Source organism: Brevundimonas aurifodinae, from assembly GCF_040195595.1.
In the GTDB taxonomy this organism is placed as follows: Bacteria; Pseudomonadota; Alphaproteobacteria; order Caulobacterales; family Caulobacteraceae; genus Brevundimonas; species Brevundimonas aurifodinae.
In genome coordinates, this window is sequence record NZ_JBEGDD010000002.1 from 75,391 (window position 1) to 100,368 (window position 24,978).

The following is a 24,978-nucleotide window of genomic DNA, read 5'->3' on the forward strand; positions in this document are numbered from 1 at the left end:
GTATGTGGGGTCGACGAACAATCTTACCACAACATCTTGACGTGGCATTCGACACAGGGCACGAATCGCATCAGAGTGAAGACGCGTCAACGTTCCCTTTGCGTCGCCTGCGACTCGCCTTAACGAGTCCCTGAGCATTGGGCGTTGGCTGTTCCGATGCCCTCAGAATTCAAACGACGACGCGGCCGTCACGCGCGACGGTCTGGTCGGCATCAGACGACGGGGCTGTCCAGTGATCTGAGCGTGAACAAGGTGGGGAGAGGCCGGCCAACTTCGACTTGGCCGTCACTCAGGAGGCCGATCTCTCCCCGATACCGACTCATCCGAGCCAGCGGCGCGATCTTATGCATCGCCGTCGCGCCCACACAACCGTGGCCGCGACACAGCCCTCTCGGATTCTTCCTCCCCGAACCGAAGGACTGAACCATGAATTCAGGAATCGCCTACCGCTGCCCTCTGCCCGACGTCCAGTTCGAGACCGCGTGGGCTGCCATCAAGATCGATCAGGGCGTCAAGGATCGCCTTCTCGCCCAATCGATGCTGGCCTTGACCGTCCGGCGGTCCGTCCCGTTCGACGCCGCGCCGCTCCATGGTTTGATCGTGTTGGCCGGTATTCCCGGAACCGGCAAGACGACGCTGGCCCGGGGCCTCGCCACCAAGGTGGCGTCTATGCTTACGGGCCAGAAGGTGACCTTCCTGCAGATCGACCCGCACGGTCTGGCGAGCGCCTCGCTCGGCAAGAGCCAGCAGCAGGTCACCACCCTGTTCACCCAAACCATTCCGGAAGCCGGCATGGGCGGCGTCGCCGTCGTACTGCTGGATGAAGTGGAGACCTTGGCGGCCGATCGGCGCCGGATGAGCCTGGAAGCCAATCCCGTCGATGTGCACCGGGCGACCGACGCCGTGCTCGCCGGACTCGATCTGCTGACGCGGACCCACAAGAATATCCTGCTGATCGCCACGACCAACTATCCGCAGGCGGTCGACGCCGCCTTCCTGTCCCGCGCGGACCTGATCGAAACCATCCCGCCGCCGAACGCCGAGGCCCGGGCCGAGATCATCCGCGACACCTTGGACGCCCTGGCACGCCAATGGCCCAAGGTCGCCGGCCTCGGGCGCGACATGGCCCTGTTCGTGACCGCGTCCAACGGCATGGATGGGCGGCGCCTGCGCAAGGCGGTCGTCGGCGCCCTCGCCGGGTCGCTGGCGACGGCGCGCGATCCCAACCTCGTCACGAGCCAGCAACTGCTGGCCGCGATCAAGGCCGCCACCCAGGCGGGCAAGGAGATCGGCCGTGAAGCTGCGTAGGGATATCGCGGCCGTCCCGGCCCGGTCGGGGGCCGAAACCTGGGCGGCGGTCATCGATCTGATCACCCAGTCGGATTCCATCGACACGGCTCAGCTGACGGCGGCGACCACGGTGATGGCGAGCCTGCTCGCCGAGGAGCATTACGCCGATCATCCTCTGACGCTGAAGGGCGATGGCCACCGCCTGGTGCTCTATTTCACTTACGGTGCCGATGCGGTCAGTCTGGGACTCGACGTCGCGGCGCTCGACTGGAACCCGACGGCGAAAGACTGGACGCTGTATGTGCCCTGCGATCCTGTCGATATCGACTGGGTGACGGAGACCTTGGCGAAGCGGGCGCCGCGTCTGGTCGTTCACGACTTCAACGACACCCCTGGCGCGCTGGCGGAACAGGCGTCCAACGCGCAACCCGCCGCGGCATCGGCGCTCACGATCGACTGGGGAGCCGCGCACTGATGGCCGTCTCAACCTTCACCTATACCCGCACCCACACCGCAGCCTTCGTTGCGGATCACATGCGCAATCAGCTGACCCGGATCGTCCAGGCGGCCGGTCTGTCGCCCGAGAAACTCGTCGACGACTGGGCCATCGTGGGCAATGCCGCGCGAACCTGGCTTGAAAGCGGCTGGCTGACCACGGTGACGATCGAGTTCCACAAGCCTGGGTCACGCGATCTTCAGCTCCGCTGGGACTTTCCCATCACCTATGCCGGCAGCGGCGTCGACGATGACATGTGGGTCGATCGCCAGCATCTCCAGCGGACCATCGACAAGGTCGGACGTCCGCCCAGCGGGTGCACCTACACGATCATCCTGACGACGCGCCCCGGCCGACCCGACGTGCTTGGGATGTCGAGCTGCACCAAGCGTTCGACCGCCGGACTCGTCAGCCGCGCGACCGGCACCGCCATCGCCACGCACGATATCACTGCGGGCCTCAACTATTGGAGACCGTCATGAGCAAGGTCAGCGACGCTTTCGCCACCTTCAAATCCCGCCTGGAGCTGACGAAGACGGAACAGGACGACGCCAGTCGGCGGCAGAAAGACGTTCGGGCCACGGTCCAGGCGTCTTTCGACGTCGATCATGATTTCTTGGCAGGATCCTACGGCCGGCACACCAAGACCAAGCCGCTCAAGGACATCGACATCTTCGTCGTTCTGGGCACGAAGGAGTCGGAGCGCCGAAAGGCGCACCCGAAAGCCGTGCTCGACGACCTGGAGGCCTGTCTGGTCGACGCCTATGGCCGCGATCAGGTCGTCCGTGATCGACGGTGCGTGACCGTCTGGTTCGAGAAGCGCAACCAGACCCAGCATGAAGACGGCAAGGTCGTCAGCCTGGACGTGGTGCCCGCTTTCGCCTCCGGCTCGGACTACGAGATTCCGGATGAACAGCTCGGAACCTGGATCAAGACCAATCCGGCGACGCACAACGATCTGACCACGGCCAAGAACCGGGATCTCTCGGGCAACTGGGTCCCGCTGGTGAAGATGCTCAAGAGCTGGAACCGAGCGAACGGTCGGCCCATCGAGCCCTCGTTCCTGGTTGAGGTGATGGCGTTGGATCTCATCGACGGGCCGTTCAACACCTTCCCGGATGAGGCGCGACGCTTCTTCGCGGCGGCGGCTGCGAGCGTTCACGAGGACTGGGCCGATCCTGCCCATCTGGGGCCGCCGGTGTCTGATGAGATGACGTCCGCGCTTTGCTCGGCCGCCCGTCTCAAGCTGGAGGCCGCGGAGATGGCCGCGACGCGGGCCTACCGCGCCGAGGCCCAGGGCCGAGAAGGGGAGGCGGTCAGGATCTGGCGAGAGGTCTTCGGCGAGTTCTTCCCCGCGTCCTGACAGAGCGCATCTAGGATTTGGGGTCGCGGACATGTTCCGCGGCCCCGGCCTTCATCTGACGTTCCAGGCCCGGGCGGGCGAGTTGGTACAGCCCCGGGATGATCATGGGGCTGGCCGCGCGTCTGGCGTACAGGGCGTTCTGGACGTCGCGAGCGGCCTGCTGGGCCTCGGGCTCACTCAGTTCTCCACGCTTGATGGCCGACAGATAGGCCTCAGCCTCGCCCTTGGTCTGCTCTTGCGCCTCGGCCGTGTCCTTCTGCCTGAAATGCTCGCGGATGGCCCAGACCATGACGGGGGCAGCTGGCGTCAGGACGATGGCGATCTCGCGAAACGGCAGGTTGAGCCACCAGCACGCCAACAACAGAGCGATCGGCAATGCCCAGGCCAGGAGGAGAGCAAGAGACCCATTCAATCGCCGGAGCCGGCCATCGTACCAAAGGTTGGTCCGTTGGCAGATCAGGCGGCCGAGCGAGAGTGAGGCTTGGCCGACCTCGTTCGGATACCAGTCGATCAGCCCCTTGTTCTGGCGGCGTCGTTCCCATGACGTCGCGGCTTCCTCGACGGCCTCGTCGTCCAAGGGCTTTCCCGCCGCCAGGGTGTTCCAGGGCAGCTGGAGCACGCTGCAGTCGAACGCCTCGGCCGCCTTGGCACCGTTGCGGACGAACCGACGCTGCGCCCGGTCGAGCAGCGCCGCATCCACGACGGTCATGACCAGGCTCAACAGAGCGATGGTCGCGCGTTGGTCCTCGTGAACCAGGCCCCAGATGGCCCCTGAGACTGGCAGCAGCACCGTCAGCAGAAGCTGCGCGATGAAAACCAGCTTGGCCCGATGAAACATCTCCTGTCGCGCCCGCAACAGCCGAAGATTGGCCTCCTGGTTCTGCCGGAGCGGAATATCGTTCATGCCTCGCTTATCGACCAAAGCGGCCCGGTTTCAATAGGTCATGGCCTACCACCGACAGGCTGGGGCCCGACGGTCATGACCGACAGAGCCATCGGTTTCGGCGGTCATGGGTCGGCCAAAGAGTGCCTTCCGGCGATAGGGAGCAAGGGCGAAAACCATATCAGGGCCTTCAGGCCGCCTGCCGCTTGGCACTGACACGCACTGGGTCATTGAAGGCGAAGAGGGAAAGCGGGGCCGTGTCCCGCTTTGCCTGGGTCAATCGCTCCAGCTTCTCGGCCCAGAGGTTGAGCGCTTCCGAGGCTTCGCGGTCGTAGGCATAACGCTTGTAACGCTTGGTGATGCTTTTTGAATCACCCTCTGCATGGTTCAGAATCCGCGAGATTGTCTGGCTATCGACCTCCTCCATGTCGAGGTGGGTCGCGCAGGTCGCCCGCAGATCGTGGATATGCCAGTCCGCCAGCCGATGTCGTGCGGCATCGAAATCCTCGCCCGCTTCCTCGGCGATCAGTCGCCCGATCGCCTCGTCCAGCGCTCGCTTGAACTTCGAACAACCCGAGGGGGCCTGGTCCCTATGGCCCGCCGTGGCGAAGACGTGGTCCGTCACCTCGCCTTGCTCATTCTTCAGTTCGGGAACGCCAGCGATGATGGCTTGAGCCAAGGGCGAAAGGGGAACGGCATGATCGCGCCGACGCTTCGTTCGGCCTGCAGGCAGCAACCAGGCTTTGACCGAGCTTGCCTTTCCCTCGCGATCCTTGAACCGAAACTCGCCGAGTTCTGAACGCCGCAGTCCGCCGACCTCGCCCCGGCGTTGGCCTGTGACCAGGCAGAGCTGGAAGAGCCGTCCGGCCGGCTCGGGGATGGTGTCGGCCGCCTTCCAGAACAGCCGGATCTCGTCATCCTCGAGATAGCGCATCCGTTCGGCTTCGGCGCCGGGTTTCTTCACCCCGAGCGCGGGATTATCGTCGATGATGTCCTGATCCTCGGCCCAGGCAAAAACACGCTTGATGAAGGACAGAAGCCGGTTGGCTGAGGTTTCCGACGCCTTGGCCTTGGTTCTGGCCAGCGTCTTGATCTCGGCTCGCGTGATTTCGGCAATCGGCCGCTTATGCCAGCTCTTCAATTCCTTCTCGAGCTTGCGCTTGAGTTCGGACTGGGACGCGAGCCTGCCGCCGCCACCGGGGAGTTTGTCGGCAAGGTATTCGTCCGCGACGGACCTGAAGGTGACGGACTGCGCCCGCTCGGCCTCCAGTTCCGCTTTGCGGGCCGCCGCCGCTTCAGCGCGCCTGGCCTGTTCCCGGCGCTCGCTCGCTTGTTCTGGCAGGATGCCTCTTCGCGCATCATCGATCGCGGCTCTGGCCTGAAGTCGCGCGTCCTTGAGGTCCAGTTGATCGACGTCGCCCAACCGAACGACCAACTGACCGGGACGGTCTTTGACCCTCAGTTTCACCGCATAAGTGCGCTTGGTCTTCCCGATCAGGATGTCCAGGCCGGGCGTAAGACTGTCGCGGATACGACGAACGCCTGGCGGCACCTTCATATGAATGGTGCCGCGAGGGCCTGCGGTCAGAAGGATCTTGGTGACCGACGCGGACGGGTCAAGGCTGGTCATACACAAACTCGCTGGTACTGAAAGCCGCCGATTTGGTCACAGATTTGGTCACAAAAATCGGAGGGTCATGACGAAACCGGCTGGATCAGTATGTAGCAGTTTCACGCGTATTTTCAATGGCTTTCCAGCCGGTTTTGTTGTTTCACCGCGTTTCAGAAAAGCCCAAAAATGGTCACTGGGGGTCAAGGGCATGGTCCAGGTCGGGCAGGGCGAAGTGCCTCTGGCCGTCCAGACCAAGGCCATCATGCCGTTCCGGGACTTCCAGGTCGTCTACGCCAAGGTCGGCAATACCTATGAGGTGCGGATGCTCGACCTGGGTCGCCGCACCGACGAATGGACCGAGGTGCTGGGCGGGCTCGAACCCGGCACCGAATACGTCGTCGACGGCGCCTTCCTCATTCGCGCGGACATCGACAAGTCCGGCGCGAGCCATGACCACTAGGGGGCGCGCACACCATGCTTGAACGCATCATCGCGCTGTCGATCCGCTTCCGCTGGGGGGTTATGGCGTTGGTCCTGCTGGCCTGCGCGGTCGGTGTCTGGAGTTTCCAGCGCCTGCCGATCGACGCCACGCCGGACATCACCAACGTCCAGATTCAGATCAACACCGAAGCCCCTGGCTATTCGCCGCTCGAGGCCGAACAACGCATCACCTTCCCGGTCGAGACGGCCGTGGCTGGGGTGCCGGGTCTGCAGTATACACGCTCCGTTTCCCGCTATGGGCTGAGCCAGGTCACCGTCATCTTCGAGGACGGGACCGACATCTATTTCGCGCGCCAGCTGGTCAATGAGCGCCTGCAAGGTGCGTTGGGCCAGCTGCCGCCTGGGATTTCCCCGGAGATGGGCCCGATCGCCACGGGTCTCGGCGAAATCTTCATGTACACGATCGAGGCCGAGCCCGGTGCCCGACGCCCGGACGGCCAGCCCTATACGACCGAAGACTTGCGCACGCTCCAGGACTGGGTGATCCGACCCCAGCTGCGCAACACCAAGGGCGTTACCGAAGTCAACACCATCGGGGGCTATGAGCGACAGTATCACGTCACCCCGAACCCCGACCGACTCGCCGCCTATGGCGTGACCATGGCCGAGGTGGTCGACGCCCTTGGCAACAACAACGCCAATGTCGGCGCCGGCTATGTCGAACGCTATGGCGAACAGTATCTGATCCGCGTGCCGGGCCAGGCCTCGACCACCGAGGACCTGGGCAATGTCGTCATCGCCACGCGCGGCGGCGTGCCGATCCGCATCGCTGATGTCGCCGATGTCGGCATGGGCGAGGAATTGCGGACCGGCGCGGCGACCGAGGACGGCAAGGAGACCGTTCTGGCCACCGTGCTGATGCTGGCCGGCGAGAACAGCCGCGTCGTCGCCCAGGCGGCAGCCGTGAGCCTGGAGGAAGCCGCGCGCGCCCTGCCCAACGGCGTGACCGCCTCGCCGGTCTATGACCGGACGGACCTGGTGGAACGCGCCATCCATACGGTCGAGAAGAACCTGCTGGAAGGGGCGCTGCTGGTCATTGTCGTGCTGTTCCTGCTGCTGGGCAATATCCGCGCGGCCTTGATCACGGCGGCGGTCATTCCGGTCACCATGCTGATGACCATCACAGGCATGGTGCGGACCGGTACCTCGGGCAATCTGATGAGTCTCGGCGCGCTCGACTTCGGCCTGATCGTCGACGGAGCCGTCATCATCGTCGAGAACTGTCTGCGTCGTTTCGGCGAGGCCCAGCACCGTCTGGGGCGTGTCCTGACGAGGGAAGAACGCTTCGAACTGGCGGCCACGGCCTCCAGCGAGGTGATCCGGCCGTCGCTGTTCGGGGTGATGATCATCACCCTGGTCTATGTGCCGATTTTTGCCCTGACCGGGGTTGAGGGAAAGACCTTCCACCCGATGGCGATCACCGTCGTCATCGCCCTGACGGCAGCGCTGGTCCTGTCCTTGACCTTCGTGCCGGCGGCGGTGGCCATGTTCGTCACCGGCAAGGTCGAGGAAAAGGACAGTTTCCTGATGCGCTGGGCGCGTGTCGGCTATCAGCCCGCGCTGGATTTCGCGCTGAAGACAAGGGTCCTGATGATCGGCATGGGGGTCTTCCTCGTCGCGCTCGCGGGCTTCGGGGCGTCGCGGATGGGGTCGGAGTTCATCCCGAACCTGGACGAGGGCGACATCGCCATGCACGCCCTGCGCATCCCTGGCACCAGCCTCACCCAGGCCATCCAGATGCAGACCGCCGTGGAAGCCCGCATCGCTGAGTTCCCCGAGGTCGAGCGGGTCGTGGCCAAGATCGGCACCGCCGAGGTGGCCACCGATCCGGTGCCACCTTCGGTGGCCGACACCTTCATCATGCTGAAGGATCGCAAGGACTGGCCTGATCCCCGCAAATCCCGCGGCCAGTTGGTCGAGGAGATGGAAGCGGCGGTGAACGAGGTTCCCGGCAGCAAATACGAGTTCACCCAGCCCATCCAGATGCGGTTCAACGAACTGCTCTCAGGCGTGCGCGCCGACGTCGCCATCAAGATCTTCGGCGACGACCTGGATGAACTGCTGAGACTCGGCGCCGAGATCGAGACCATCGTGGCCAGCGTCGAAGGCTCGGCCGATCCCCAGACCGAACAGGTCACGGGTCTTCCGGTGCTGCAGATCACGCCGGACAGGACGGCCATGGCGCGGCTGGGTTTGAGCGTGAACGACGTCCAGTCGGTGATCTCGACCTCGATGGGCGGCACGACGGCGGGCCAGATCTTCGAGGGCGACCGGCGGTTCGATGTCGTCGTCCGTCTGCCCGAGGACATCCGTTCCAACACCGACGCGATTGGTCGCCTGCAGGTGCCGCTGCCGGCGAACGAAGGCCAGCCGCGTCAGTTCGTGCCCCTGGCCGAGGTCGCCACCATCGCCCTCACGGTCGGTCCCAACCAGATCAGCCGCGAGGACGGCAAGCGGCGGATCGTGGTCACCTCCAACGTCCGCGACCGCGACCTGGGCTCCTTCATCGGCGAGGTCCAGGACCGGATCGAAACCGAAGTCGAGATACCAGCAGGATACTGGGTAACCTATGGCGGCACGTTCGAACAGCTGATCTCGGCGGCGAAGCGGCTGCAGGTCGTCGTGCCGGCCGTGCTGCTGCTGATCTTCGGCCTGCTGTACGCCTTGTTCCGCTCCTGGAAGGACTCGGCCATCGTGTTCTCCGGCGTGCCCCTGGCGCTGACCGGGGGGGTGGCGGCCCTGATGATGCGGGATCTCCCACTGTCGATCTCGGCCGGCGTCGGCTTCATCGCCCTGTCCGGCGTCGCGGTGCTGAACGGCGTCGTGATGGTGACCTTCATCCGCAGCCTGATCGAGGAGGGCAAGCCCGTCGCCGAAGCCATCCGCGAGGGGGCCCTGACCCGGCTTCGACCCGTGCTGATGACCGCTCTGGTCGCCAGTCTGGGATTCGTGCCGATGGCGCTCAATGTCGGCGCCGGGGCCGAGGTCCAGCGCCCGCTGGCCACGGTCGTGATCGGCGGGATCCTCTCCTCGACGATACTGACCCTCTTGGTCCTGCCCGCGCTCTACAGCCTCGTGCATGGCCGTGATCGGTCCAGCGACCAACCGCGTCCGGCCTGGCTGGATCATCTTCCGTTCCGACCCAAGCGGGGGGCCCGATGACCCGGTCCCCCTCATCCCGTCCTGCAGACCCAACCCCTGAAAAGGTTCCCATGACAGTGGCTTACCGCCCCGACCCCTGGTCGTGGCTCAAATCTCCCGCAACGGCGCTGCTCGCCGTTCTGTTGTTCTTCCTGATTGACGGCGTCACAGCCCAGGCGCTGGCCCATGGCGTCGCGGACGGCGACAAGGGCTATATCCAGGAGACATCCGGCATCGTGTTCTGGCCGTTCGTCTATCTGGGGGCCAAGCATATGGTCACCGGCTACGACCACCTGCTGTTCCTTTTCGGGGTGATTTTCTTCCTCTACCGGATGAAGGACATCTCGATCTATGTGACGATGTTCGCCATTGGCCATTCAACCACGCTCCTGCTGGGCGTGTTGATGGATGTCAGCGTGTCCAGCTATCTGGTCGATGCCATCATCGGACTGTCTGTGGTCTACAAGGCCTTGGACAATCTCGGGGCCTTCCAGCGGTGGTTCGGCGTCCAGCCGAACACCAAGGTCGCGACTCTGGTATTCGGCCTATTTCACGGTTTTGGCCTGGCGACCAAGCTGCAGGACTTCAACATGGCCCCCGACGGCCTGTTCGTGAATCTGGTGGCCTTCAACATCGGCGTCGAGATGGGCCAGCTTCTGGCGCTCGGGGCCATCCTGATCGCCATGGGGTTCTGGCGGAAGACCGGCAGCTTCTGGAAGCACGCCTATGTCGCCAACGTCGTCCTGATGACCCTCGGTTTCGTTCTGACGGGCTATCAGCTCGTCGGCTATTTCGTCCTCTGATCGGAGACTGACCCATGTACAACGCCAACAAGCCCATCGCCTCCGAACTGCCCTCGACGGGCAAGCTCCTGAAGTCCACCGGCGTCGCCGCCGCGATCGCCGCCGGCCTCTTGGTCACGATCGTCATGCCCGCCGAATACGGGGTCGATCCGACCCGCGTGGGGTCGGTGTTCGGCCTGACCGAGATGGGCCGGATCAAGGTTCAGCTCGCCGCCGAGGCCGAGGCCGAGAAGGCGGCGGAAGCGGGTGCGGCAACCTCGGCTGCCGGCCCGGCGCCCGCGCTGGAGTCGACCCCGATCACCCTACCGACGAGCGCCACCGCCCCGGCTGTGGCCGCCACCGGCGCGGCTCCTGCGGTTCCCGCGGCCCAGGCCGGGACGCGTTCGGACCGGACCGTCCTGACCCTGGCGCCCGATCAGGGGGCTGAGATCAAGCTGGTGATGCAGGAGGGGGCCACGGTCCGCTACAGCTGGTCCAGCAGCGGCGGCCGGGTCAACTACGACACCCATGCCGATCGGCCGGGAACCTCCTACCACGGCTATGACAAGGGCTCAGAGCAGCGGGTCGAGGACACTTTGACGGCGGCATTCACCGGTAGTCATGGATGGTTCTGGCGCAACCGCACGGGCCAGCCCGTGACCATCACTCTCGTCACCGAGGGCGCCTACAGCGAAGTCAAACGGGTTGTCTGATCGTTCTTCGATCCCATCGTCGCGGTCGGTCGAACCGATGGCGGCGATGGGGTTTCGTCACGGAGGCTCGGCCTCGGAAGGATGATCGATGTTCTCGCCGCTTCGCCATGCCGCCTACCGGAACCTGTTCACCGCCCAGGTCGCGGCGCTGCTCGGCACCGGCATGGCCACGGTCGCGCTGGGGCTGCTCGCGTTCGATCTGGCCGGAGCGAACGCGGGCCAGGTGCTGGGGGCGGCGCTCGCGATCAAGATGGTCGCCTATATCGGCGTGGCCCCCTTCGCCAGCGCGCTTGCGGCACGGCTGCCACGCAAGGCTCTTCTAGTCTCTCTCGATGGGGTCCGGGCGGGGGTCGCCGTCGCCCTGCCGTTCGTGAGCGAGCCCTGGCAGGTCTATGGCCTGATGACCGTGCTCTATATCGCGTCGGCGGCCTTCACGCCGGCGTTCCAGGCCATGATTCCCGACCTGCTGCCGGATGAGGCCGACTATACCAAGGCCCTGTCCCTGTCGCGGCTCGCCGCCGATCTGGAGAGCGTGGCCAGCCCTGTGCTGGCGGCGGTGCTGCTGGCCTTCATCAGCTACAACAATCTGTTCGTCGGCACGGCTCTGGGCTTTGTCGTCTCGGCCCTGTTCGTGGTCGGGGCCAGCCTGCCGATGTTGACCAAGATCCAGCCCAAACCCTTCATCCAGCGCCTGACGGGTGGCCTGCGCCTGTTCGCCCTCACTCCCCGGCTGCGTGGACTGCTGGCCATCAGCCTGGCCACGGCCGCGGGCGGCGCCATGGTCTTCGTCAACACCGTGGTGCTGGTCCAGTCCCAGTTCGGCTTGTCGGAACAGGCCAGCGCCTGGGCGTTGGCGGCGTTCGGCGGCGGATCGATGACAGCGGCGGTATTCCTTCCGCGGCTGCTGGGTCGCATGACGGACCGGAGGGCCATGGTCCTGGGAGCGGGTGTGATGACCGCCGTCCTGCTCGCGGGGGCTTGGGTCGCGGTCAGTTATCCGGTCCTGATCGGGCTGTGGGTGATCATGGGGTTCGGCTATTCCCTGACCATCACCCCTGCGGGTCGCGCCCTGCGGCGATCGTCGACGGCACAGGACCGACCGGCTCTGTTCGCTGCCCAATTCGCCCTCTCGCACGCCTGCTGGCTGATCGCTTATCCGGTGGCGGGGCTGGTCAGTGCCGAGGCGGATCCAGGAGCGGCCTTCCTGGTCCTGGCGGCGCTTTGCGCGACGGGTGCGGTCCTCGGTCTGCTGATCTGGCCGGCTCGGGATCCCGAGATCCTGGCCCATGATCATCCCGAGCTGGAACCCGACGATCCGCATCTGGCCGACAAGACGGCGAGTGTCCCCGCCGCCGCCCATGCGCATCCCTTCGTGATCGACGAGCGTCATGATCGCTGGCCCACTTCCGGGAAATGATCCCCAACGCCAGGGGCTATTCATTCTGGCCGGGCTGGTCCCCCTGGCCAACCAGCAGAGGGATGAAATTGCGATCGTTCGTCGAGCGCCTGTTGAACCGATCATGCGCGATGAGGGATCTGTTGCACGGCCCCGTCGGCCGATCTGCGGCGACGTCCGCGCGGTTTCTGTGACTGCTGGGGTGCTTTGCCTAGCCCGCTACATCAGAACATCAGCCAGCGCGTGGGATCAGACTGTCAACTGAGACGATCCCGCACCCGGAACGGACGGCCCCGGGCAATCAGCTCGCAAAAACGCGCTGCTGGGCTAGAAGGTCTCGGGAAGGCGCAGCCTGATGCCGCGTTCGTCGGCCTCAGCCGGATCCAAGAAGGCGTTGCAGCCTTCCAGCACCCTCTGCGTCGCGCCGAGATCGACCCAGGGGACGGCAGCCACCCATTTCTGCGCGAAATCCAGGCTTCGGATCAGGGTGTTCGGATTGTCGCTGTTCGAGAGCACCTTCAGTCCCGCCAGGTAGTTGCTGCGGAAGATGGTCGGGATGATGACCCGTTCTTCGCCGGCGGCGACGAGTTCGGCGTTCATCATGATACGGCCGATACGGCCGTTGCCGTCGGTGAAGGGGTGAACTTCCGACACGAGGAACATCATGTAGACCGCCTTGGCGAAGGGCGTTTCCAGGCTGTTATAGAGCTCGAGCCCGCGCGTCAGCGTGCCTTCGACGTGGGCCGGGTCGACGAAGGTCGTCTGGCCGGCCCGGTTGGCCTCCTGCTTGAACGCTCCCGGGTTCTTGTCGGGCCGGGCGGCCATGAGAGCGGCATGTCGGCGTTTCAGGAGGTCGAAGAACTCCGGGGCGTCCCGAGGTGTCTTCGCCATTTCAACGGGATCAGAAACCAGCCTCCAGGTGCCGAGGACGTCATGCGCGTCCGAAGGACGATCACGGGGGATGACGTTCCGAAACACGATGTCGGCCGCCTCGCTGACCTCGAACTCCGTGCCTTCGATGAAGTTGGAGAAATAGGCTTCGAAGAAGGCCAGGCTCGAACGGCCTTGCGGGGTGCGTTCGGCGGTGGGGCGGATGACGGGCGCCGTGGAGCGCAGTTCCCGATGCAGGCGTTCGAAGCGGGCCAGCCGTTCGGGATCGAAGGGGAAGCCAGACCGCCGCGCCCGGGCCTGGTCGGTGACGAGGGGCTCGTCGCGCGTGCCGAGGAGGGCTCCAATCACTCTCTCCAGGGATTCGCATTCCTCCTCTCGTCCGATCATGGGCGCGATCCGGCGGGCTTCGTCCCTTAGCCTGTTGGCTGCTTCATCGCCGCCTCGGCGAATGAGGGTGTCGAGATGGGTCTCGATCTCGCCTCGCGTCAGGGTGCGTGTGACATCGCCGTAGCGCCGACGGGACGGGGCCATGTTGTCGAGGTAGGCACGGGCGGTCGAGGAGAGGAATAGATTGCCCACGAACGGCAGGTCCGTAGGCTGGGAGGGCGCGCCTCGGCGCGTTCGGATCGTTACGCCGGGCAATGCGATATCGCGCTTGCGATCGGACACCACGAAGACCGAACCGTCAGTCGCCGGCTTGTTTTCGATCGCGGTTCGGTCGGCGATCAGCGCGCCTGGGATATAGGCTCCAATGAGGGTCCAGAGATGGCGACCGACGATTTGCTCGGGCGGATCCACCAGATTGCGGGTATAGAGCTTGGATCCGATCTGTCGGAGCTCATTTTGGCTGACCGCGCGTGACACAGCCGTCGCCGTTTCGCTCGTCGAGACGAAGACTTCCGGAAAGGCTTGCACCGGGGATTTGGGCATTAAACGGCTCCTTCTTCTCTGTTTATCAAGAAAGTGGGACTTAGGCGCATAATTTTGAAAGTTTTTGGGGTTTAAGGATGGCTTGCCGCGAGAAGCGCGCCTCGATGGGTGGCGCGCTTCTCAGGCGATCGACGGGCTGCGCACATTGACGCGTTTGTAAGATCGGCCCGCACGTCATCCTTGTGGTGAAGGATTCCGATCTGCTGTGGAGGCGCGGTCACATACGACATCCTCACAGGTGCCAAGGACTGAAGACCGCGACTCTACGAGGCGGACCCCTCCCAGCCATGAAGGCGGTGCCAGTTGACGGCATGGTTGAAACGGAGGGGTGACCATCACTCTGGGTTCATCAAGACGATGGCGTCCATAGCCCCGGAAGACGCGCACATCCGTCAAGACGGCATCGCGGCAGCGATCACACGCGGGATCAGAGGAATGCCCTCTGTCTTATGAATGGAATCCCGGTCGAAACCCACGTCGCTGAAGCGATCCGCCACCGTGGACTCACAGCTCTGAACGACGGAGACGACCCGAACCGGGGCGGTTAAGGATGAATAGAGTATGAACGCCGTGGGTTCATCTCGTTCAGGCCGTAAAGCGCCAACTGATCGTCGACGTCGGCGCTTTGCCCAGATGATTGAACCAAGGACACATCGATAATGAAGATTTTCAGATCATTTGCCATCGGCGGTCTGGCGATGGCGATGCTGGCCGCGACACCCGTCGCCGCTCAGAGTTCCTACTATGGACGTGACCACCACGACAACGGTCGCAACGTTGTCATTGGGGCCGCGGTCGGAGCGCTCGCCGGCGCGGCTATCGCGTCCAGTTCAAACCGTAATCGGTCCTATGGCTCCCAAGCCGGCTACTACGGGAATCAGAGCGGCTACTATGGCAACAATGGTTATTACGGAAACAGCGGGTATTACGACCGGTCGAGAGGGTATGTCTACGGCAACGGCGGCGGTTACTACGACCGGGGCGATTACCGTCAAGACCGGCGGGCGCATCGACAGCACGACCGTCAGCACCGCCGCGAGGACCGTCGGCACGAGCGCCAGCACGATCGCCGGTGGTAGATAACCCCTCTTAGGAGGGTGCCACGCTTTCTCTTTCATGCCGTGTTCGACCGCAGGCGCGCCTGCGGTCGAACGTCGTCTGTGCGGACCGCGAGGCCGACGGGATAGGTTCGCCGGCCTTGGCCCACGAGTTCCTTTTGACATCACCGTCGCCGGGGTGGACGTCCGCCGTGCCGAAGCTTCTTCTGGGTCGATACCTTCTTCGGGGTCGATGACCGGGAGATTGGTTTAGGCCTTCCGGTCTCGGCGCGGCGCTTGAGGGCCTGAAGCGTGCCGAGCATCGGTTGCGGCAGCAGATTCGGAAAATGTTTCGGAAAGATACGCGGGACCAGCCCGCTCACTTCGGCGGTGAACAGGACGTGCGTCCCGGCGCCACGAGGGGTGAGCGCGTAGGACATGGCCAGGAAAACGAAACCCGGAAGGCCGAGCCGCCACGACAGACGTTCGGGCGAACGGCGGATCAGCAGGCGTCCGTTCAGGGTCCAGGGCAGTTCCTTGCCGTTGGGCCGCACGGCCGTCAGTCCGTAGGTGATCAGGTCCGGGGTCTTTGGATCCAGAACGATCCGGGTCGATCGGTTCCACTCCGGGTAGGAGGGGATGTCGGCGAGGATCCCCCAAACGCGTTCGGGGGCCGCCTCGACGACGATTTCGTGGGTGATGCGCTTCACGGGCAGGCTCTCTGTCGGGGGCGTCGGCCTTCCAGGAGGCCTGATCACGTTTACACTCCATGCCGCGCTAAGCGAAAACGTTTGCGCAGGCTGCGTTGCGGCCCGTCGCAATAAATTGCCGGAAGGCGGCTGCATCGGCCGGCCCCATCAGACCCGCAAGCGCTGGGGACGAACATGTTTAGAGTCCGCAGGTCGGCCTCCTTTCCAATGCTTGGCGGAACATCGCCCGGAACACCCCGTTGATCCGGGACGCAATCACGAAAGGAACAAAACCATGCATATCGCGTCGATGATCGGCAGCCATCCCCACGTCCAGGGCGAGACCAACGAGGCGCTTATCCGAGCGATCGAGGAGGCCTACGCCTGCGCCGCGACCTGTCGCATCTGCGCGGACGCCTGTCTGGGCGAAAGCATGGTGTCCGACATGGTCCAGTGCATCCGGCTCGACCTGGATTGCGCCGACATATGCGCGGCGACCGGCGCCGTCGGTGCCCGCCGCACCGGCAGCAACGAAGCCGTGATCAAATGGATGTTGAAGGTCTGCGCCGAAGCTTGCGCCGCCTGCGCCACCGAGTGCGAGAAGCACGCGGGCATGCACGAACACTGCCGGATCTGCGCCGAAGCCTGTCGCCGATGCGAGGACGCCTGTCGCAAGGCGGCCGATACGATCACGCCCTCCAGGGCGTGATGGGCGTGAGCCGAGACTAGGGCTGACAACGACCGGCGTCACCAGATAGGGTCAAGGTTCACACAACGATCTGGAGCCGCCATGTCCCGAGCCCTCTTCGCCGCCGCCGCGACCGCCCTGCTGATGTCGGCGACCCCTGTGTTCGCACTGCAAACAGTCGAGGCAGCCCAAGTCTTGGAGGTCGCGCCCGAAGCCGCGGAGGCCGCGAGCGTCGTGGACGCCTTTCACGCAGCGCTGGAGGCGGGCGACACCGCCTCGGCCCTGACTTTCATGGCCGAGGACGTGATGATCTTCGAGGAAGGTGGAGCCGAACGCTCCCGAGACGAATACGCGTCGCACCATCTGCAGGCCGACGCGTCCTATGCGGCGGCCTCTGAGTCCACGATGACGCGTCGCGCGGGATGGGTCGATGGCGACGTGGCCTGGATCACGAGCGAAGGGAGCACGACCGGCCAGGCGGGCAATAGCGCCACCACGCGACTGACGGTCGAGACCATGGTTCTGAAGCGCGGGCAGGAAGGCTGGCGTATCCAGCACATCCATTGGTCCTCGCGCGCCGCGCCGGCCGCGTAACAGGGGGGGCTTGGCTCAAGACCAAGCCCACGCCTGAGGGTCAAGGATCGCTCGACGGCTGACGCGGGGCGTCGCCCGGGCGAGACCTGCGCGATCATGGACGCGTCTCAGCCCCGCAGTCGGTCGAACGTCTGGAGGCGAACGTCGGGCTGGGCTCGGGCGACTGCGGCTTGATGGCCGCTCGCCTCGTCGCCGGGATCACGACGATGACCCGCTGCGCCGACCGGTCCGCTTTGCTCCGGACCTTCACCGGATCAGCGTCGCCTGCGAGGCTGGAAACAGAACCTCGTGCCGTTCGCAGACCGTGGCCCAGAGACCGGAGGCCGCCGGCAGTACGATCCCGAACTCGGTCTCCAGCGCCCGGGTGAACGCTTCTGCCGATTGTAGAAACGTCACTTCAGGCGTTTCCGAGCGAAGGCTGCAAAGCACGCGCCCCAGGAGAACGCTCACGCCATGGGCCGTGTGCCGTTGGCAGACGAGATTTTGCACATAGGGAGAGTTGGCCGCCATCTGCAAACGCGCCGAGTCGTTCGCGATGATCTGCGGGTCGGCGGGCGCGACCGAGAAGGTGAAACTTCGAACGCTGCTCGAGGGATGGTTGATGAAGCGCCAGACACCCTGGCCCAGCGCCTCAAGCCCAAATTGCCTCTCGCCCTGCCGGTGGATGCCCTCCCGGATGGGAATCGGGCCGAGGAGGCCGTCACCGAACCCCACATCCAGCAGGTAAGGTTGTCCGATATCCACCACGAGCGCGAGGTGAGAGAGCTGTACGGACGCGGCGCCCTGTTCAATCGACGCATGAACCAGGGTCACATCGAAGCCCAACGCCGTGAGCGCCGCGCCGAACAGGCCGTTCATCTCGTAACACCAGCCGCCCCGGCGGTCCGTGACCAGCTTGCGAAAGGCGAGGTCGGGGTCGGTCGGGACGAACCGCCCCAGCTGGATATCGAGGTTTTCGTAGGGGATCGTCCGCAGATGACGCTGATGCAGGATCCTCAATGTCGGAAGATCGATGCGGGGATCTTCGGTGAATCCGATCCGATCCAGGTAGGCGCAAACATCCATGTCGGATCCCGTGGCCTCCCTATGATCCTGGGTCGTCACTCGGCGATCGCGACGACTTTCTTGTCGCGGCGCTCGAAGGCCGAGCGGATCCATGACCGACCAGGCTTCTCCACCAGGAGATGCAGGGCAACCGAGGTAAGGGCGGTGACGATGAACAGACCGGCCAGTTCGACAGGCGACATGATGAACCCGCTGTCGATCCCCCTGAGCTCGGCCGCCAAGCCCTTGTAAGCGACGACGATGGGCATATGGACCAGATACAGGGCGAACGAGACCTCGCCCGCGAAGACGAGCGGGGGCGACGCCAGAACGCCCTCGCATTCGGTCTTGGCCAGCATGGACCAGCAGAACACCACGGGCGCGGTCAAGGCCACGACGAGACGGTCATCCAGCGAGAACTGCATGCCCACAAGCAGCAGGGCGGTCGTTCCCACGGCGGCCGCGATCGCGACCGGGCGACGCCACGACAAGCCACGACCCAGGCCGTAGAGCGCCATGCCGATCAGGAAGGCCGGCGCGATCCGGAGAATCCCCATGTCGTCCTCGGCGCGCGGCAGGACCTTCCCGAAAAAGACACCGTAGGCGGCGTCGATGGCGATATAGCCGACCACGCCCAGGGCGAGCAGGATCCAGGGGCGAGCGCGCAGCTTGAGGGCGAGGAAGGCGTAGGCGGGGAACAGCAGATAAGCGAACCACTCGGCGGAAAGGGACCAGGACGGCCCGCTCCAGTTGTAGCCGGTCTCGCTGGGGAACCACGCCTGGACGAGAAACAGGGTCTTGAAAAGTCCGTCCAGCGTATAGGTCGCGGCGTTGAACTGTACTCCGACCGCCGTCGCGCCAGCCACCATTAACACCGCCCCGGCCAAGACGGCGAGATGCAGCGGATAGAGGCGCGCCAGTCGCGCGACGATGAAACGCCGGTAGCTGAAGGTCCCCGCCGCGAAAGACGGTCCATAGACGTGGGCGAGGATGAACCCTGACAGCATGAAGAAGGCATCGACCGCCAGTCTGCTGCGCTCGATGATGGGGCTGTAACCGAGCGCCGGATCCCACTGGAGCTGGTAATGAAACAGCACCACCCCGAGCGCCAGGAAGGCACGAAGGCTTGTGAGGGCCCTCAGATCAGAGGGATAGCCCTCGCTCACCGGCGAAATCGACGTCATGCGCAACCCCAATCGAGGACGTTTCGAAACGTCCAGCCCAATTGGGGTTACGCATGGCTGGGGATTATCCCTCGCCGGCGGGCTCCGTGCCTGCCGGGGAGGCCAGCCAGGCGTCGATCACCGCGATCTCGCGCTCCTGCTCGGTGATGATCTGCTGAGCCAGTTCCTTCGCCTGAGCGTCCTCGCCTTGCGCCAACTGGACCTGCGCCATGGCGATCGCCGTCTGATGGTGGCCGCGCATCTGCTTCATGAAATCGATGTCGGCATTGCCCTCATAGGCGGGCATCTTCTCCATCTGGCCCATCATCGCGGCCTTGTAACCGCGCGTCGCTTCGCTGTCGCCGGCGGCAGGGGCCATCATGCCCATCTTGTCCATCTCACCCATCTTGCCGTCCGCCATCATGGCGTCGCCTGCGGGCATGGCGCTCGCGGTCTCGTCGGCGGCGGGTTCTGCCTGTGGCGAGCAGGCGGCCGCCAGGACGCAGGCGGCGGCGATGAGGGTCAGGCGTTTCATGACTGTGATCCTTGTGCGTTATGCTGCGAACAGCGATCCAGCTTGTCGTTGGTTCCGGCTCCAGAACCGGTCGGACGAATTCGAAGATCATGTCCACGTCGTCATCCAACAGGCATTTCATCATGGGCGACGGCTGGGCCGCCTATTCGGGTCCCTACGCCGACCACGAGAGCCACGCCCATGTCGCGATCCAGCTGATCGTAGCGCGAACCGGCATCGTCAGCGTGATCCTGGACGATCAGGTCACGCTGGCGGGCAGGGTGCTGATCCTCGGCCCGCGTGTGCGCCATCGGATGGTGGACGACGGCGGTGCGGCCCTGCTGCTTTACCTCGAGACGCACACGGCGCTGGCCTCGCGTCTCCTGACGCTGATCGCACCGGCGGACGCAGCGGTCGCCCCGCAGCGGGTCACGGAGCTCTTGAGGCTCCAAGCGCCGCCGGCGTGCGTGATCGCCGGTTTGGCGGCCGGGCTCGGGGTCGCTGAGAGGAGGCTGGATCCAAGACTGGAACACGCGCTTTTGTCGGCGTCCAGGGATCCGGCGCCCGGGGCGATCGGTCGGGCGGCGAGGACGGTCGGCCTGTCGCCCGCGCGTCTCAGGGTTCTGGCCCAGGCGCAGATGCAGGCCCCGCTGTCTCAGTGGCTGCTGTGGCGAAAGCTGCAAAGGGCCGGGCGCGAGATGGCGGCGGGCGCGGGGCTGGCGGAGGCGGCAGTGGCCGGCGGCTTCGCGGATCAGGCGCATCTGAACCGCATCACGAAACGCATGTTCGGCGTGACGCCCTTGCAGGCGTCAAGCGCCATGCGGTCTGAGAGCAATCGGTTCGTTCAATAGGCCGCGACCAAACCGCATCATTGTGGGGTCCCATAGGAGCCCACCCGATGCCTCAGATCCGGTCCGTCATCCGTCTCGCCTATGCGCCCCTGTTTTTCTTGAGCCTTCTATGGGCCGCCGTGACCTTGGCCGACCAGGGCGCGCCGCTGTGGGCCCTGCCGATCTTGCTCGGCTTGGCTCTGGCCGTGTCCTTCATGGCCGAGCGTCTCGTGCCCTACGAGAGGGCCTGGAACTGCTCTCACGGCGACAACGGGCGCGATCTGATGCACGCGGTGGTCAATGAGGCGTCGATCGCCCTGTCGGTGGTGGCCCTGCCGCTTGTGTCCGGCCTGGTCCCGAACTTTGGCTTCTGGCCGTCCGACTGGCCGCTGGTGGGACAGCTGGCGCTCGCCATCCTGGTGGCGGACCTGGGCATCACCGTGGCGCACTATGCCAGCCACCGCATCCCGGCCCTGTGGCGGTTGCACACCGTGCATCATTCCGTCGAGCGGATGTACGGGTTCAACGGCCTGCTGAAGCATCCTCTTCACCAGACGATCGAACTGGCCGCCGGTGTCGCGCCTCTCGTATTGATGGGCATGCCTCAGGACGTCGCCTGGTTGGTGGCCTTCGCCGTGGCGATCCAGCTGATCCTCCAGCATTCCAACGTCGATATGAAGATCGGGCCTCTGGTCTACATCTGGGCGGTGGCCCCGGCCCACCGGCATCATCATCTGGCGTCCCAGACCGACGGCGACGTTAATTTCGGGCTGTTCACCAGCCTGTGGGATCATCTGCTCGGCACGTTCCGGTCTGGCCCCGACACGCCGAGACCGGGCGAGATCGGCGTGTCCGGCCGCCCCGACTATCCCCGGGGCTATCTGCATCAGCTCATCGAGCCGTTTCGCCGGCAGGTCTGACCGAGCGGCCTCTCGCGTTACCGAGACGCGCGGCCGAGAAGCACGATCAGTTCGCTCGCCTTGGCCCTGCGGTCCGCCAGATCGTCGCCGGTCATCGCGCCCATGACGCAGTGGTCGAGGTGATCCTTGAGCACCTCGCTCTCCACCCGCGCCAGGGCGGCGCGCACCGCCTGAATCTGAGCCAGGACATCGACGCAATAGCGGTCATCCTCGACCATCCGGACGATGCCGCGCACCTGTCCTTCGATGCGGTTTAGGCGATTGAGGACCTTGGGCTTGTTTTCAATCTGCATGGATCGACTCCGGTTGGCACCGGTTATACCCCAGGCAGGTACCTTGCGCTATACCCCGCATGGGTATAAGTCGCGGGCTTGCCGACAGGGAGACCCCGCCATGTCCAGTCCACACGCCCCAAACGCCGAAGCCGACCCCAAGCCTGACGGCTGTGCGCACGGTCCCACGGATAAAGCCGGCGCGAAGGCGATCGATCCGGTCTGCGGCATGGCCGTCGATCCGGCGACGGCGGCGCACAGGGCCAGCCACGCAGACACGGACTATGTCTTCTGCTCCGGCGGGTGCCGGACGAAATTCGTCGCAGATCCGGACAGATATCTGGGCGACAGGCCCGAACCCGCGCCCGTGATCCCCGGCGCCATCTACACCTGCCCGATGCACCCGGAGGTGCGCCAGGAAGGGCCGGGGTCCTGTCCCATCTGCGGCATGGCCCTGGAGCCCGAAACCGTGACGGCGGAGGCCCCGGTCAACCACGAACTGATCGATTTCACCCGTCGCTTCTGGGTCGGCCTCGGGCTGACCCTGCCGGTGTTCGCCCTGGAGATGGGCGGCCACCTGACCGGCCTGGCGATACGGATTCCCGGGCAGACCTCCAACTGGATCCAGTTCGCCCTGGCCACGCCCGTGGTGCTGTGGGCGGGCGCGCCCTTCTTCCAGCGCGGCTGGACGTCCTTGCGGACCCGCAGGCTCAACATGTTCACCCTCATATCCATCGGGGTCGGCGCGGCCTGGATCTACAGCGTGATCGCCGTCCTGGCACCACACCTTTTCCCGGCGGCGGTGCGCCGGATAGACGGCAGCGCGCCGGTCTATTTTGAGGCGGCGGCGGTCATCACCGTTCTCGTGCTGGTCGGCCAGATCCTGGAATTGCGCGCGCGCGAACAGACCTCCGGCGCCATCCGGGCCTTGCTGGATCTGTCGCCCAAGACCGCGCGGCGGGTGAAGGACGACGGAACGGATGAGGACGTCACGCTCGACCGCGTCGTGGTCGGGGACCGCCTGCGCGTCCGGCCCGGCGAACAGGTGCCGGTGGACGGCGAGATCCTCGACGGACGCGTGTCGATCGACGAATCCATGGTGACCGGCGAATCCATGCCCGTGACCAAGGAGCCGGGGGCGAACGTGGTCGGCGGATCGCTGAACCGGACCGGCTCGTTCGTGATGCGGGCCGACAAGGTCGGGGCCGACACCCTCTTGTCGCGCATCGTCCAGATGGTCGCCCAGGCCCAGCGCAGCCGCGCGCCGATCCAGCGCCTGGCTGATACAGTTTCGGGCTGGTTTGTGCCGGCGGTGATCGCGATCGCCCTGGTCGCGGCGCTGGTCTGGGGTCTGGTCGGGCCGGAGCCGCGCCTCTCGTATGCCCTGGTCGCCGCGGTGTCGGTGCTGATCATCGCCTGTCCCTGCGCGCTCGGTCTTGCGACGCCGATCTCGATCATGGTGGGAGTCGGACGCGGGGCCCGCGCGGGTGTGCTGATACGCAACGCCGAGGCTCTGGAGCGGTTCGAGAAGGTCGACACCCTGGTGCTCGACAAGACCGGGACCCTTACCGAGGGGCGACCGTCGGTCACCGCCCTTCGGCCGGCGTCGGGGTTCGACGAGGTCGAGCTGTTGCGCCTCTCCGCCAGCCTGGAGCGAGGCAGCGAACATCCGCTGGCGGACGCCATCGTGTCGGCGGCCGTGGAGCGGGGTCTGACGCTGTCCGAGGCGACCGGGTTCGACAGTCCGGTCGGGCGCGGCGTCTCGGGCGTGGTCGATGGCAAGCGGGTCGCGTTGGGTAACACGCGTTTCCTGACTGAGCTCGGCGTGGATGTCTCGGCGCTTGAAGCGGAGGCCGACGGGCTCAGGGGCGACGGTGCCACTGCCATCTTCGCGGCGGTGGACGGCGAGGCCGCCGGCGTGCTCGGCATCGCCGATCCGATCAAGGCGACCACGGCCGACGCCATTACGGCGCTGAAGGCCGCCGGTCTGCGGCTGGTCATGATGACCGGCGACAACCGGACCACCGCCGAAGCCGTCGCCCGTCGGCTGGGCATCGACGAGGTCCAGGCCGAGGTCCTGCCCCAGGACAAGGCCTCCGTGGTCAAACGGCTTCGCGCCGAGGGCCGGGTCGTCGCCATGGCGGGGGACGGGGTCAATGACGCGCCCGCCCTGGCCGCCGCCGACGTCGGCGTGGCCATGGGCGCGGGCTCGGATGTGGCGATCGAGAGCGCGGGCGTCACCCTGCTGGGCGGCGATCTGCAAGGGATCGTTCGCGCGCGTCACCTGTCGAAGGCGGTGATGAGCAACATCCGCCAGAATCTGGTGTTCGCCTTCGGCTATAACGCGCTGGGCATCCCCGTCGCGGCGGGACTGTTCTATCCGGTGTTCGGCTGGTTGCTGTCGCCGGCACTGGCGGCGCTGGCGATGGCCCTGTCGTCGGTCAGCGTGATCGCCAATGCGTTGCGGCTTCGGGCCGTCAGACTCTGAGGCGGTCGGCGTGACTGACGGGAAGGGAGGCGTCCCGGAGCTAATACGCAGTCCGGGCGTCCGTCCCTCGCGTGAACACGCAGGAAACGGGTTTATTTCATTGGGCGGAACCGCAGTCGAAAGCCTTGGATTATGTCGAACGACGGAACGATCCAGCGGGTCATGACACGCACCGGGCGGATTCGTCGGAGCTCAGGCCGCAGAAAACGGGAGAGGGAAAATGACACCCACGCATGACATGCACAGCATGAAGGGCATGAAGGGCAGCTACCGCTCTTTGGCGATCGAACTGACGCTGGACTTCATCATCATGTATCTGGTGATGTACACGATGATCGCGACGCTCGATCATTTCTATCTGAATCTCAACAATGTCTATATGACGCTGATGATGGTGTCGCCGATGGCGTTGCTGATGCTGATCTTCATGCGCTCGATGTACCCGTCCAGACGAACCAATCTACTGATCGGCGGCGCTGCGGTGCTGGTGTTCGCGCTGAGCTTCTATGGCATGCGGACCCAGGCTGCGGTGGGCGACACAGAGTTTTTGAAATCCATGATCCCGCACCATTCGGGTGCGATCCTGATGTGCCGCGAAGCGTCGCTGTCAGACCCGGAAATCGTCAGCTTGTGCGACGAGATCGTGGCCGCTCAGGAACGAGAGATCGCTCAGATGAAGGCTATTCTCGCGCGGCTATGAGCCTTGCGGAGACCTGAACCCGCTCGGACCCCGACTGCGGC

The 24,978-nt window shown here is 65.0% G+C and carries 23 protein-coding genes and 1 pseudogene; 16 read left to right on the top strand and 8 right to left on the bottom strand.

Translation table 11 applies throughout. The annotated features are described in order from the left end of the window. The first annotated feature begins 426 nt into the window (after positions 1-426). The 4 genes from ABN401_RS02860 to ABN401_RS02875 are packed head-to-tail and all read left to right on the top strand — an operon-like array spanning position 427 to position 3,149. Positions 427-1,308, top strand: a complete 882-nt coding sequence (locus ABN401_RS02860) for an AAA family ATPase (protein WP_349683329.1) — start codon at positions 427-429, stop codon at positions 1,306-1,308. Continuing rightward, positions 1,295-1,765, top strand: coding sequence for a hypothetical protein (locus ABN401_RS02865; RefSeq protein WP_349683330.1), 471 nt, complete (start codon positions 1,295-1,297; stop codon positions 1,763-1,765). The genes ABN401_RS02860 and ABN401_RS02865 overlap by 14 nt, the downstream gene beginning before the upstream one ends. Then, complete coding sequence (locus ABN401_RS02870) at positions 1,765-2,268, top strand: hypothetical protein (protein ID WP_349683331.1); 504 nt, start codon at positions 1,765-1,767, stop codon at positions 2,266-2,268. Before ABN401_RS02865 ends, ABN401_RS02870 begins: the two co-directional genes overlap by 1 nt. Next, positions 2,265-3,149 (top strand): CBASS oligonucleotide cyclase, encoded by an 885-nt coding sequence (locus tag ABN401_RS02875; RefSeq protein WP_349683332.1) that lies wholly within the window; start codon positions 2,265-2,267, stop codon positions 3,147-3,149. The genes ABN401_RS02870 and ABN401_RS02875 overlap by 4 nt, the downstream gene beginning before the upstream one ends. A 10-nt stretch (positions 3,150-3,159) precedes the next feature. Here the strand turns inward: ABN401_RS02875 and ABN401_RS02880 are convergent, their stop codons facing one another. Together ABN401_RS02880 and ABN401_RS02885 are read right to left on the bottom strand one after the other, a co-directional pair. Next, a complete protein-coding gene (locus ABN401_RS02880) occupies positions 3,160-4,053 on the bottom strand; it encodes an S-4TM family putative pore-forming effector (RefSeq protein WP_349683333.1) in 894 nt (297 codons plus the stop codon). A 169-nt stretch (positions 4,054-4,222) separates the two neighbouring features. Beyond that, positions 4,223-5,662, bottom strand: coding sequence for a tyrosine-type recombinase/integrase (locus ABN401_RS02885; RefSeq protein ID WP_349683334.1), 1,440 nt, complete (start codon positions 5,660-5,662; stop codon positions 4,223-4,225). 175 nt (positions 5,663-5,837) lie between these two features. Between ABN401_RS02885 and ABN401_RS02890 the strand changes: the two are divergent. From ABN401_RS02890 to ABN401_RS02910, 5 genes and pseudogenes are all read left to right on the top strand, one after another. Then, a pseudogene (locus ABN401_RS02890) lies at positions 5,838-6,104 on the top strand (efflux RND transporter periplasmic adaptor subunit); the annotation flags it as partial. A 14-nt stretch (positions 6,105-6,118) separates the two neighbouring features. Continuing rightward, positions 6,119-9,307 carry an efflux RND transporter permease subunit gene (locus tag ABN401_RS02895; protein ID WP_349683335.1) on the top strand — a complete coding sequence of 1,063 codons (3,189 nt, stop codon included), beginning with the start codon at positions 6,119-6,121 and terminating at the stop codon, positions 9,305-9,307. 50 nt (positions 9,308-9,357) lie between these two features. After that, the gene (locus ABN401_RS02900; protein ID WP_349683336.1) at positions 9,358-10,089 is read left to right on the top strand and encodes a HupE/UreJ family protein; all 732 of its coding nucleotides are present in this window, start codon (positions 9,358-9,360) and stop codon (positions 10,087-10,089) included. A gap of 14 nt (positions 10,090-10,103) precedes the next feature. Then, positions 10,104-10,781 (top strand): transmembrane anchor protein, encoded by a 678-nt coding sequence (locus tag ABN401_RS02905; protein ID WP_349683337.1) that lies wholly within the window; start codon positions 10,104-10,106, stop codon positions 10,779-10,781. An 88-nt stretch (positions 10,782-10,869) separates the two neighbouring features. Then, entirely contained in the window at positions 10,870-12,198 is a 1,329-nt protein-coding gene (locus ABN401_RS02910) for an MFS transporter (RefSeq protein ID WP_349683338.1), read from the top strand. A gap of 306 nt (positions 12,199-12,504) precedes the next feature. Here ABN401_RS02910 and ABN401_RS02915 read toward each other — a convergent pair whose 3' ends face one another. Beyond that, the gene (locus ABN401_RS02915) at positions 12,505-13,998 is read right to left on the bottom strand and encodes a Fic family protein (protein ID WP_349683339.1); all 1,494 of its coding nucleotides are present in this window, start codon (positions 13,996-13,998) and stop codon (positions 12,505-12,507) included. Positions 13,999-14,657: 659 nt separating this feature from the next. Here ABN401_RS02915 and ABN401_RS02920 point away from each other — a divergent pair. Beyond that, positions 14,658-15,077, top strand: a complete 420-nt coding sequence (locus ABN401_RS02920; RefSeq protein WP_349683340.1) for a hypothetical protein — start codon at positions 14,658-14,660, stop codon at positions 15,075-15,077. A gap of 143 nt (positions 15,078-15,220) precedes the next feature. Here the strand turns inward: ABN401_RS02920 and ABN401_RS02925 are convergent, their stop codons facing one another. Further along, on the bottom strand, positions 15,221-15,880 hold the full coding sequence (locus ABN401_RS02925) for an SRPBCC family protein (RefSeq protein ID WP_349683341.1): 660 nt from the start codon (positions 15,878-15,880) through the stop codon (positions 15,221-15,223). 139 nt (positions 15,881-16,019) lie between these two features. On the opposite strand from ABN401_RS02925, the gene ABN401_RS02930 reads away from it, so the two are divergent. Beyond that, a complete protein-coding gene (locus ABN401_RS02930) occupies positions 16,020-16,433 on the top strand; it encodes a four-helix bundle copper-binding protein (RefSeq protein ID WP_349683342.1) in 414 nt (137 codons plus the stop codon). Positions 16,434-16,514: 81 nt separating this feature from the next. Beyond that, a complete protein-coding gene (locus tag ABN401_RS02935) occupies positions 16,515-17,006 on the top strand; it encodes a nuclear transport factor 2 family protein (protein WP_349683343.1) in 492 nt (163 codons plus the stop codon). A gap of 246 nt (positions 17,007-17,252) precedes the next feature. Here the strand turns inward: ABN401_RS02935 and ABN401_RS02940 are convergent, their stop codons facing one another. The 3 genes from ABN401_RS02940 to ABN401_RS02950 form a co-directional block, all read right to left on the bottom strand. Further along, positions 17,253-18,071, bottom strand: a complete 819-nt coding sequence (locus ABN401_RS02940; protein ID WP_349683344.1) for an arylamine N-acetyltransferase family protein — start codon at positions 18,069-18,071, stop codon at positions 17,253-17,255. 35 nt (positions 18,072-18,106) lie between these two features. Then, the gene (locus tag ABN401_RS02945) at positions 18,107-19,234 is read right to left on the bottom strand and encodes an acyltransferase family protein (RefSeq protein WP_349683345.1); all 1,128 of its coding nucleotides are present in this window, start codon (positions 19,232-19,234) and stop codon (positions 18,107-18,109) included. Between the two features lie 64 nt (positions 19,235-19,298). After that, positions 19,299-19,748 carry a DUF305 domain-containing protein gene (locus tag ABN401_RS02950; RefSeq protein ID WP_349683346.1) on the bottom strand — a complete coding sequence of 150 codons (450 nt, stop codon included), beginning with the start codon at positions 19,746-19,748 and terminating at the stop codon, positions 19,299-19,301. An 89-nt stretch (positions 19,749-19,837) separates the two neighbouring features. Between ABN401_RS02950 and ABN401_RS02955 the strand changes: the two genes are divergently transcribed. Next, positions 19,838-20,578: a helix-turn-helix domain-containing protein gene (locus tag ABN401_RS02955; RefSeq protein ID WP_349683347.1), complete on the top strand. Its 741-nt coding sequence runs from the start codon at positions 19,838-19,840 to the stop codon at positions 20,576-20,578. 47 nt (positions 20,579-20,625) lie between these two features. After that, positions 20,626-21,477: a sterol desaturase family protein gene (locus ABN401_RS02960; RefSeq protein ID WP_349683348.1), complete on the top strand. Its 852-nt coding sequence runs from the start codon at positions 20,626-20,628 to the stop codon at positions 21,475-21,477. Positions 21,478-21,494: 17 nt separating this feature from the next. On the opposite strand, the gene ABN401_RS02965 is transcribed toward ABN401_RS02960, so the two are convergent. Further along, positions 21,495-21,770, bottom strand: coding sequence for a metal-sensitive transcriptional regulator (locus tag ABN401_RS02965; RefSeq protein ID WP_349683349.1), 276 nt, complete (start codon positions 21,768-21,770; stop codon positions 21,495-21,497). A gap of 100 nt (positions 21,771-21,870) precedes the next feature. On the opposite strand from ABN401_RS02965, the gene ABN401_RS02970 reads away from it, so the two are divergent. Both ABN401_RS02970 and ABN401_RS02975 read left to right on the top strand, forming a co-directional pair. Next, the gene (locus tag ABN401_RS02970) at positions 21,871-24,237 is read left to right on the top strand and encodes a heavy metal translocating P-type ATPase (RefSeq protein ID WP_349683350.1); all 2,367 of its coding nucleotides are present in this window, start codon (positions 21,871-21,873) and stop codon (positions 24,235-24,237) included. Between the two features lie 220 nt (positions 24,238-24,457). Continuing rightward, positions 24,458-24,937: a DUF305 domain-containing protein gene (locus ABN401_RS02975; RefSeq protein WP_349683351.1), complete on the top strand. Its 480-nt coding sequence runs from the start codon at positions 24,458-24,460 to the stop codon at positions 24,935-24,937. Positions 24,938-24,978: the final 41 nt, after the last annotated feature.